The organism is Nostoc sp. PCC 7524, assembly GCF_000316645.1.
GTDB lineage: Bacteria > Cyanobacteriota > Cyanobacteriia > Cyanobacteriales > Nostocaceae > Trichormus.
In genome coordinates this window covers 1,598,765-1,610,714 of record NC_019684.1, presented here as the reverse complement: position 1 = coordinate 1,610,714, position 11,950 = coordinate 1,598,765, and the positions used below count along the sequence as shown (strand labels likewise).

The following is an 11,950-nucleotide window of genomic DNA, read 5'->3' as shown; positions in this document are numbered from 1 at the left end:
GCAAAAGATGCAAAGGAATTAAAGATATGCACAGGTACAAGGTGAATAGTAGAAAGCAAATAGAAAATCACCGAAATTCTGAGCAGCACAAACCGCCGTTTAGACTGCTCTCAAAGTTCAAAATTTCCCAGAGCAAGAAGTTGTTTTATGCTTTGAGTTTAGCTGTTGCCTTTTTAATTGTGACTTTTAACTTTACTCTGGCAGTGACAGCAACGACCAAGCATTATACCGAGTTACAGCTTGCCCCACTACCTGAGATTAAACTACCCAAGTACGAGCGATTTGTTTTAGAAAACGGCATGGTTGTGTATTTGGCGGAGGATCACGAGCTACCTTTTGTGGGTGGTACAGCGTTAGTGCGTACAGGTACTCGCTGGGAACCAGCAGATAAAGTTGGTTTAGCTAGTATTGTCGGAGCAGTCATGCGAACTGGAGGGACTAAAAAGCATTCGTCTGACGAACTAGACAACTTGTTGGCACAACGGGCAGCTGCGGTGGAAACTGCCATTGCCCAATCTAATGGTGCTGCTGCTTTTACAGCACTCAGTGAAGATTTAGACTTGGTATTTGGTCTATTTACTGAGGTGTTGCGAGAACCAGTGTTTGCTCAGGAAAAGTTGGATTTAGCTAAAAATCAAGTGAAAGATAGTATTGCTCGTCGCAATGACGATCCAAATAGTATCGCCGCCAGAGAATTTCGTAAATTAATCTATGGTAAAGATAGCCCCTATGCGCGCACGGCAGAGTATGCCACGGTAAATCGCATTACTCGTGAAGACTTGCTGAAGTTCTACCAACAATATTTCAATCCCAATAATATAATTTTGGGGATTGCGGGGGACTTTGATACCAGTAAAATGCGATCGCTCATCCAAGCTCAGTTAGGTGATTGGCAGCCCCACCCCAACATCACTAAACCCCAACTACCAGAGGTATCACCAGCCAACACAGGTGGTGTCTTTTTTGTCAATCAGCCGCAACTCAGCCAAAGTACAGTTCTCATGGGGCATTTAGGAGGACGCTTAGACAACCCCGATAATGGTGCGCTGAGTGTGTTGAATGAGGTATTAAATGGATGGGGCGGACGCTTATTTAATGAATTGCGATCGCGTCAAGGGTTAACTTACGGTGTAGAAGCTTTTTGGAGTCCCAACTACGATTACCCTGGACTTTTCATTGCTGGTGGACAAACCAAATCTGCTACTACTGTACAGTTTATCAAAGCCTTACAGACTGAAATCAAGCGTATTCAAGAACAAAGAGTAACACCACAAGAACTAGCTTTGGCTAAAGAGTCTACACTTAACTCTTTTGTGTTCGCATTTCAAGAGCCTGGGCAAACCTTGTTACGGTTGATGACATACGAATATTACGGTTATCCTGCCGATTTTTTGTTTCGCTTCCAAAAAGCCGTAGCAGCAACCACAGCAGCTGATGTACAGCGAGTCGCACAGCAATACCTCAAACCAGATAATATGGTGACTCTGGTAGTGGGCAATCAAACTGCCATTCAACCGCCGTTGACGCAGTTGGCAACACAGGTAACACCGATAGATGTAACGATTCCTGGTTCGTAAGTGGAACAGCGTAAATATTTGTAATTGGGATAAGTTAGGGAGCAGGAGGGAAGAGGGAAAATGCTGCTACAATCACAAAAAGATAAGTTGCACAAATATTTTTTGTTATAGATTCAGTGATCGCTATTTTTGTTATTGGGACTTAGACAAAAAGTAGTCCGAAAAAAACATCAAACGTATATACAGAAAGACTTTGACATCTTTTTACTCAGTTTCTTGATATATCTGGGTTTGAAGCATTTTTGAGTCTTCGGTGTAATTTCCTTGCCCTGTATAGGTTTAAGCCTTGTTTCTGCCTCAAAAATTTTTAAGTCTCGTTATTTACTACTTGCTTATTCCGGAAAGAGTTTTTTCAAACATCAAATAGGATTCCTATATTAAGAATAAATTATCTTTAAAGAAGAGAAAAAAACACTAATTTCTTCAGAATTTGTACTTAATTTTTGTGGTATTTGTATATGGGTATAGTCGTTAAATGTAGTATCAAAATCAAATTCTGCTACATCAAGCTTAGAAATTTTGCGGTTGTTTCTTCATAACTGTCAACGAACACCCTAGATTTTTAATGCTGCTGGGTGTATTCCGAAGTATGGGGCTTTGCCAGATGATGCTTCATTAGGTATCTATGATGGCAATCCAAAATGAAAAACGGATCACTCTTCTGGCGAACGAATACTGAGAGCTTTTCCTCACATCACTCTCTAGTTTCTCTCTGATTCTACTATTTTTATCAAGTCAGTTAATCGCAGTATTTATGATAGAAAATCACGATTCCCTACATAATCTTAATTTTTTAGATTCCAGCACACTACATTTGGGAAAACCTCAGCATCTTGGTCTGTCAAATCCTAATGAAATACTTTTTATCGACACTAATATTTCCTCTTATCAGAGCTTAATAGATGATATAAATAGCAATGTCGAAGTAGTTCAATTAGACCCCAGTCAAAACGGGATATTTCAAATCAGTCAAGTTTTACAGCAATATTCAAACCTCTCTGCCATCCACATACTTGCTCATGGAAGCGAAGGTAATGTCCAACTAGGTTCGGAAACTCTCAATTCCAGTACACTATCTCGCTACACAAATGACCTAGCATGGTGGGGTAATGCCCTCAGTGCAGATGGAGATATCCTCTTTTATGGGTGTAATGTAGCCGGAAATGACCAAGGTGAGGGTTTCCTGCAAAACTTGAGTGATATTACCAAAGCTGATGTTGCTGCTTCTGATGATTTAACAGGAAATGCCAACCTAGGTGGAGACTGGGAGTTTGAATATACAACTGGTGCAATTGAAGCCATAATTCCCTGGCAAATTACAACCTTAAACAGCTTTGAATCAGTTTTAGCAACTATCAGCACTGACACCAATATTAGTAGTAATCAAAGCTACAGTGGTGGGTTAATAATTGATGGCGGCAATCTGATAATTAGTGGAAACGTCACGCTAGAAATTGACGGAGATTTTCGTCTTGCTTCCAACTCTAAAATCACAGGTAATAACGATGGTATTACTGATAGTTTAACCATCAAACTAATTGATGATAAATTTGCTTCTGATAAACTTAAAGATAGTCTCGAATACCTGGGTGATGTTAACATTAATGGCTTAATTGGTGGACTCGGACTCAACCAAGTTACTATTACCGCCAAAAATATTAACATTGGTGACAGTGCTACATTACTCACTCGCCAAATTAGTGCTACTGACTTTAATAATGGTAGCTATGATACAGCTATATCTACGGGAGATTCTGGCGATATTAGTTTAACTGCTAGAACAATTACTGCTAGTGGTGCAAAATTCTTCGCTCACGTAGAGAATGATAGTAGTTTTGCCACAGGAGGAATCAAGCTCACAACTTATGATAAAGACATTCGCGCCCCACTAATTTTTGGATGGGTGAAGCAACTGTCACAAATTTCCTTGGATGATGTCACCTTAAAAGGAGGCAACATTGAAATCACATCCCTGGCTGAAGATATTGCCTATAACAGCGATATTCCTGCTCAAGTAACAGAAGCTTTTGGGTTTTTTGGTCTTGATAACTCAGTTCTCTACAATATTCAAAATATAGGTATTCCTCTGTCCATGCAAGCTCGCTGGTCAGAGTCTTATGTAAAAATTACTAATTCAAATATCAATAGCAGTGGAAATGTAACGATTTCATCGAAGGCAGTTGTTGATAGCTCTGTTGAAGCAATTAGTATGCTAGGTAGCGTAGTAGAAAGGGCGCTATCAGCAAAAGGATTGCCATTGAAATTTGCTGGAGCTGGGGGATATGCAAAAGGTGTTGCTGAAACTATAGTTGATGGCACCACCACAATTATCGCTGCTGGTAATGTGGATGTGGTGTCCGATGTAAATACAACAGCAGTAGTTGAAGCCACTGTCTTTGGGAACGTCAATGCCGCTTTTAGTTCTTTGCTAAAACGTGTATCGCTACCTAGTAACGATGCTACCAAAAACGCATTCTCAGCAGCAGTTGCAGTTACTGACACCACATCTAAAACAGTTATTGAAACAAATTCAAGTATCACTGCTGGCGGAAATGTCAATGTTAATGCTGTTGGCGCAGTGGATAGTCAAGCCAGAGGACGAGCAACAATTTGGGTTAATGGTCAATTAACAGTTGGTACTGCTATCAATGTGGATCAAACTACAATTGAAGCCAAAGTAGATGGTAGCATTACTGCGGGCGGATTAGTTCAGGCTGAAGAAATAAAGACAATCGAGAATAGTAGAGTTGACACTAATACGATTACCTTTACAGAAAAGCATAACTTTAAAACAGGTGATCAGTTTATTTACAATGCCGATGTAGATCCAATAGGAATACTGAATGATGGTGCTGTATATGAAGTTTTAGTAGTAGATGATTACACCATTGCTTTAACCGTCCAAGGTGGCTTAGATGGAGTAATTGATATTGATAATAGCCGAGTTAACCACGAGGTTCAACATGGATTTAGCCCGCTCAAAACCTTAATTTTTGATGGTGGTAATAGCGATGTTGTGAATGCTGATGAAAATACCATCAGCATCAACAATCACGGATTAGTCCACGGACAGGAAGTGATTTATTATGCTGATCCTGAAACCACCGAAGAACAAGAAATTGGTGATTTACAAACGGAAGGTACGTATTTTGTCATCGTGGTTGATAGCGACACAATCCAACTGGCTGAATCACGAGATTTTGTTGTACTTAACACTCCAGTTGATTTAACAGTGAGTGTAGGGGATCAACATATACTTTCAACTTATCAACGCCAACAAGCCCGTACACCTGAGTTTGATAGTGCTAGGGCAGTAAAGACTAACGATAATACCATCACTGTTATTAATCATGGACTATATACTGGTCAACTGATCACCTACAACAATAACAGTGGTAATGCTATCAGCGTTGGCGGAACTCCATTAACAACAGGTGCTAGCTACTTTGTGGTTGTGGAAGATGAAAACACTATCAAACTAGCTCTTACTTATCAAAATGCAATTGAATACCAAGTCGGCACAGATGAAGGAACAGTAATTGATATCACTGATCTTGGTTCAGGTCAGCAATTCTTCACCTATGAAACCAGTGCTTTGCAATTTAATCCTCAAGATAGTAATCAAGTAGATCAAGATAAAAACATTTTTACTCTAGCGAATCACGGTCTTAAAACAGGGGATGAAATTCTTTACGAAATTGACGAAACCATACAAACCCAAGAACAAACTATCCTGAACATTAGTTTTGAGCCACAGGATAGAAATAATTTTATAGATATTAATCACGATACTATTACAGTTACTGGACATCAATACAACACTGGTGACGAAATTACTTATACAGAATTAGTTGGGTTAGGGGTTTCTGGTAACACCCTGTATGCCCAACCAACAATTCTGGAATATCCTATAGATAACAACGCGCAATATTATGTTATCGCTGATCCCAACGATAACACTTTAATTAAATTGGCACTGACTGCGGCAGATGCAACTAATAGTATTGCCATTGACCTCAACTCAGATTCCAGTAATGTTGATGCCAATGCTAATACAATCAGGGTAACAACAGGAACAGTCTATCAAACCGGAGATGTACTTACCTTAAATGAATTAACGATTCTCCTGGGTGAAGATACTACGACCAACTACGATGCTACTGTTGATCTGAATACACCACTCTACAAAAACGCCAGTTACCACATCATCAAAATTGACAGTAACACAATCAAACTGGCTTTTACTGCTGATGATGCAACTCAAGGTACAGCGATTAACTTAACCATCGCCTCAGATTTAGATTTAACCAATAACAGAATTTATCTTCCTGGTCATGGACTAAGTACAGGAGACGCATTAACTTACGAAGTAGACTATTTAGGCAGGACAGGAACTCCGATTCAGTACCAGTACAACGGCAGTGATACACCTTTGATTGCAGGTCAAAAGTATTATGTCATCGTCCAAGATGCCAACTGGGTAAAAATTGCTCTTAGTGCAAGTGACGCAGCAGCAGATAATTATATTGATTTAAGCGTGGGTTCGGCTGATGCTCTGCACAGTTTCACTACCACCACGCCTAGTTTTTTGGCGGGAGATATTCCCATTCAAAACCTGAGAGGTGGGGGGCGTTATTATGCGATCGCTATCGATGCTAACCGCTTCATGTTGGCAGAAACTGCTAGAGAAGCAGTCTTAGCAGCACCAATTGCACTCAAAGGTGAAGCCATTGACATTGATACTTCTAGCCTTACGAGTGGTAATCATAGCTTCAGTGAGCAAGAGTTCTTAGAACTGGAAGCAATTGCTACAGATAGCACGATTGACATCGCCAACCACGGTTTTATTAACGGTCAGGCTGTTACCTACCTTGGTGATCCCAACCGATTAGCCAGCACTGGGGGATTGATCCATAACCAAGAATATTATGTGATTGTAGTGGATGCCAATAGGGTTAAACTAGCATCAACCGTCGATGATGCTGCCCTTGGCAACTATATAGACCTGACTAATTTTGCTCAGGCAGTAACCGCAAAATTGTCGTTTGCGAGTAATGACCCTAATGTGGTGAATTTGAGTAATAACACAATTACTCTCAGCAATCACGGACTATCTACAGGACAATTTATCACCTACAAACATGGCAGTACACCGATTGGGATAGCTGGTAATCAAAGTTTAATTGATAACAACCGCTACTTTGTCATTGCCATAGACCAAAACACAATCAAATTGGCTAGCACTTATGCAGATGCGATCGCTGGTCTTAATATCGATTTAACTACTTTAGGCACTGGTAATCAGGAATTTTTGGTTTTAAGGGGTCATCAACTCGTTCATAATCAGTTAACACCAGCACAATTGTCATTTACAAGTAGTGATGCCGATGTGGTGAATCTGAGTAATGACACAATTACTCTGAGCAATCACGGCCTATCTACAGGGCAATTTATCACCTACGACATTAATAATCATGCCACAGGAATTGGAGTAGTTGGTAGTCAAAGATTACTGGATGGGAATGGCTACTTTGTGATTGTTGTAGACCAGAACACCATCAAGTTAGCTGATACTTACGCAGATGCGATCGCTGGTAATGCGATCGATTTAACTGATTTAGGCACTGGAGAGCATTCTTGGCACTATGGTGTTAGTTCCCTGAGATTTGATCCAACTAATAGTGCAGTTGTTGATGATAGTCAGGAAACCTTTACCTTTGCCAATCATGGTTTGACAACAGGCGATCGCCTGCTTTACCAAGGAAATACCGTCCGTAATCAATCCATTGGTAAACTCAATAGCGGGCAATATTATTACGTAGTCCGGATTGATAATGATAAATTCAAGCTGGCAACAACCATAGAAGAGGCATTACTAGCAGAGCCGATTAATGGCAACCACACTTTGACTACTCTGCCAGTTACTAGAGGGATTTCTGTGAATGCTGCCCTCACTGCTGAAGATGTTGCTGAATCTAGGGGTACTTCCGGTTCTAACCCTAGATTCAAAGATTTGATTACTAATGTACCTTTAGCTGCACTATTAGCTGCTAGTACAGGAGCTTCTGTCATTAATCCTAAAACCATCAAGGATGCAATGGAGAAGGCACAGGGTGTAGAAGGATTTCCTAAATATAGCTTGGGCTTGTCAATCTCAGCTAATTACGTCAATCATCAAGTCCATGCGACAGTGGGCGGTACTCTAAATTCTGATGCCGATATAGTAGTCAATGCAGCAGTGGAGCAATTCGTTCAGGTAGGAGGTAATGGTGCCTCTAGTGGTTCTGATGGTGGTTTCGCCATGGCTTTTACCGTGGGGCTTTACACTAATAACGTCAAAGCATTCATTGAAGATAACGCCATCATTGACGCGGCGGGGAGTTTTGCTGTCACCTCTTCTTTGGCATATCCCATCTTAATAGACCCAACAAAGGGATTATCTGCCACAGAATGGACTGAACTTGGTTTTAGTGCGGTTTTTGGCGGTAAACTGGGGCTAGACGAGTTTGTCAACACTTTTACCGTCACGAAAAACAAAGGCAAAGTCAAAGATAATCAACAGCTATTAAAATTTGGTTTTGCTCTATCTGTTGCAGTTAATTTATTTGATAACGATTCTATAGCAATGATTGGTTCTGGTGCCAGGATTAATCAGAACCGGAAAAACACCACCCAATCTGTCAAAGTAAGTGCTATCACTGATATTACCCATGCCCATGTAGTCGGCATATTCACCCTGAATTTAGGGCTTGATGTTGTACTTCTAGGGTTTTATGAAAAATCTCCAGAGGACTTCATCAACATCTACGGTAATCGTGCGGGTAAGGGCATTGGTGTATCTGCGATGTTGGAGGGAATGACAAATACAACCATCGCCAAAATAGAAGATGGTGCAATGGTGCATACGGGGGATGGTGGTGATGGGCTAGAAGTCACAGCCAAGGAAGAAGTTTTTGTGCTGAATTTAGTCCAATCTGGAGGACAGGTTGATAGTTGGGGCTTGAGTGGAACAGGAGGTTCCAGTGTACACGCTAGTGAAACTATCGCTCACATTGGCAGCAACACAAAAATTACAGGTGGTCCAGTTTATCTAGATGCCGATAGTGACATTAAGCGCATTAACTACTTAGGGGCTATCCAAGCATCAGCAGGTAGTTTGGGTATAGGAGCAACTGTTGATGTCACAAAAATTATCCGCAACACCCGTGCAGTAATTGGCAATGAAATTGAACTCGAAGATGATAGCAAGATTGAAAGCATCCCGGATATACTATCCTATCTACAGGTTGCTGATGCTCTGACCATTTTCAGTGAAAAAGGAGAGATTAAAAACTTCAACACTGGTTCTGGCTTGGATATCAATATAACTACCAACACACCACCAAAAGCAGGTCGGAGTGTTCTTGATTTGAATGCTCGCAATAGCGGATATGTAGTGTCAGCTACCTTGGCCGGTTCTCTTGCCAGGAGGGCTGACACTGGTAGTAGTTTCATCGGCTCAAGCCCAACGGCTCTTCTTAGCGATCCTAGCACCTCCTTTGGAATAGGAGTTGCAGGGAGTGTGTCTGTTAGAAATGTAGATGAAAAAGCTCAATCCTACATCAATAGCACTGGCAATGTTAGAGTTGCGGCACCCAGTACAGCCCTAGGTATTGCTCTCAACAGCAAAAATGATACAGACTTTGGTGCAGGATCAGGAGCATTATCATTAATTAAGTTACAAAATCAGACTACCAGATTGGGATTATCTGGGGCTGTGAGTACACATGATATTGAACATAACACTCGTGCCTTTATTGTTGGTGCAAATGTTACCACTGTTGGCAATGTCAGCCTGAATGCAGAAGAAAAAAGCCGAATGATTGGTGTGGCAGTTGGACTCGGTGGTGCAAGAGTACAGGAAGGCGCTGCTGTAGCACCAGCAGATCCACCTAGCACTAGTATCAATACTTTTTCAGGTGCAGTCTCACTTACTTGGAATAATTTTGATAACGTTGTTGAAACCTTCACTCAAAATGCCACAATTACTCTGACACAAGGTAATTTGTCTTTAAAAGCCAAAGATGAATCTGAAATTGTAGGAGTAGCTGGGGCAGTAAATCTCTCCCTAGTCAGAGGAAATTTGAATAATGCTCGTTCTGGTGCTTTTGGGGTGTCTGTTGCCATCAACGAAATCGATAATAAAGTTCGCACCTATTTGACTAATTCAACAGTTCAGGCAGCACAGGTGACTTTAGATGCTACCTCAAACGCAGAGATATATGCTGTAAGTATCGGAGGTACTGCTTCTGATGCCTCCTCAGTCAGTGGTAGTGCTTTTAGTATTAGTGGGGCTGGTACAGGTTCGCAAAACAAGATCAATAGCACTGTTGAAGCATTAATTCAAGAAAACAGTAGTGTTAACACTACTGGTGCTGTTGCCCTGAGTGCAATTGATGATAGTTACATTTTAGCGATCGCAGGTGGTTTAGCGATCAGCTCAACTCGTGGACAGACATCAGCCACAGCCCTTGGTATTGGTGCGGCAATCTCCAATAACACCATCACTACTAAGACCAAAGCTAAGATTGATAAATCCCGTTTAACGGCTGGTAGTAAGGTATCTCTCAACAGTAAATCAACAGCAAAAATTCAAGCTGTGAGTATATCTGCTGCTGGTTCTGGTGGTTCCTCTACAACCTCCAGCGCCTTTAGTTTTGTTGGGGCTGGTGCTGGTTCACATAACGAAATTGACCAAACCATTGAGTCTTTAATCAACAACGATAGTGAGGTGATCACTACCACCACAGGTTTCGGCATTGACGTGATAGCCATTAATGACAGTGAAATAGACGCTGATGCTGGTGGGATTTCCGTAGCTCTAGCCTTGGGAGAAAGCAGTGGCACATCTATCTCAGTAGGGGTTTCGGTAGCAGAGAATCAATTCACATCAAAAACTCGTGCCAAGATTGACAAGTCTCAGGTGACATCCTCTTGGGATCTCACCCTCAAAGCTGATTCAACCACACATATCTCTGCCGTAGGTTGGACTGGGGCATTGGCTGTCGGTTCATCTAGCGCCAGCCAATCCAGAGGACTGGCTATCAGTGGGGCTGGTGTAGGAACAAGCAACAAAATTAACAACACCATTGAAACAGGCATTGATAATAGATCAACTGTCATCAGTTTAGGTAATATCAGCATGATTGCCACTGATGATAGCCAGATTGATGCTGATGCTGGAGCAGTATCCATTGCTCTTTCCCGTGCTTTAAGTGAGAAGTCTTCTGCCTTCTCAGGTTCTGTAGGGATTTCGGTATCTCTAAATGAAATAGAAAACAGCATCAAGAGCTATGTAGATAACTCCAAAATTGATACGGATGGAGCTATCACCATCAAAGCTTACTCAACAGCAGATATCGATGCTCTCAGCATAGGTGGCAGCATAGATGGATCAAGCGGAGCATCAGGTGGAGTTTTTGCCGGGGCTGGGGCTGGGGCTGATAATAAGATTAAAAATACGGCAATTGAAGCCACCATTCAGAATTCTTCTAGTGTCAGTAGCATAGGCGATATTGCTCTAGAAGCAAAGGATAAATCGACAATCACAGCTGATGCAGGTGGTGTAGCTATTGCGCTACTGTCAGGCACGGGAGGTAGTGTTGGTGCCATTAGTATTGGAGTTTCCGTTGCCACCAATGATATTGAGAACAGTATCAAGGCATACATTGATAAATCTACAGTCCAGTCCACAACAGGGGGCGTGAGTATTACAGCTACATTAGAAGAAGCTACTATTGATGCCTTATCAATCGCTGGTGCTGTTGCAATTGCAAACACTGACGCTAGTAATTCCTTTCACAATAACCTTGCGGGTGGTTTCGCTAAACTTTCATTGGGTTTATCAGGATTTGGAGCGATTTCTGATAACAGAATCAAAAATACGATAGAAGCAAGTATTCGTAACAGTGCTGATGTAGATGCCAGTAGAGATATTAGCGTTACAGCTAAAGATACATCTAAGATTGAAGCTGATGCAGGTGGTGTAGGGGTTGCTTATTCGAGGGTGATTCCTGGCTCTCCCGTTGCTATATCGGCAACGATGGGAGGCTCAAGAGCGGTTAATGACATAGAAAACAAAATTCAAGCTTTTATTCAAGGTACAAATACTCAAGTTGATTCTACAAATGGAGGAGTTACCATATCTGCTACTTCCTCTGCTACTATTGACAGCTTCGCGTTAGGAGGCTCTATTGCTGTCAGTGGAATTGCTGGCAAATTTGGTGGAGCTTTAGCTGGAGCAGGTGGTGAGGGAGATAACAGCATTATAAACACCATGGAAGCGGCTATTAAAGATAGTGCAGTAGTGAAAGGAAAAGAGAAAATAACTATCA

General features: G+C 41.5%; 2 protein-coding genes (1 of these 2 only partly in view). Both read left to right on the top strand.

Annotation, left to right across the window (positions count from 1 at the left end):
* The first annotated feature begins 26 nt into the window (after positions 1–26).
* Complete coding sequence (locus tag NOS7524_RS06495) at positions 27–1,577, top strand: M16 family metallopeptidase (protein WP_015137681.1); 1,551 nt, start codon at positions 27–29, stop codon at positions 1,575–1,577.
* Between the two features lie 754 nt (positions 1,578–2,331).
* Positions 2,332–11,950, top strand: partial view of a DUF4347 domain-containing protein gene (locus tag NOS7524_RS06490; RefSeq protein ID WP_015137680.1) — the start only. 20,288 nt of this gene lie beyond the right edge of the window; the window shows 9,619 of its 29,907 coding nt (coding positions 1–9,619); its start codon is at positions 2,332–2,334; its stop codon lies off the right edge, out of view.

Coding starts and splice junctions, on each gene's coding strand:
- NOS7524_RS06495 (WP_015137681.1), top strand. CDS start 27: ATGCACAGGTACAAGGTGAATAGTAGAAAGCAAATAGAAAATCACCGA.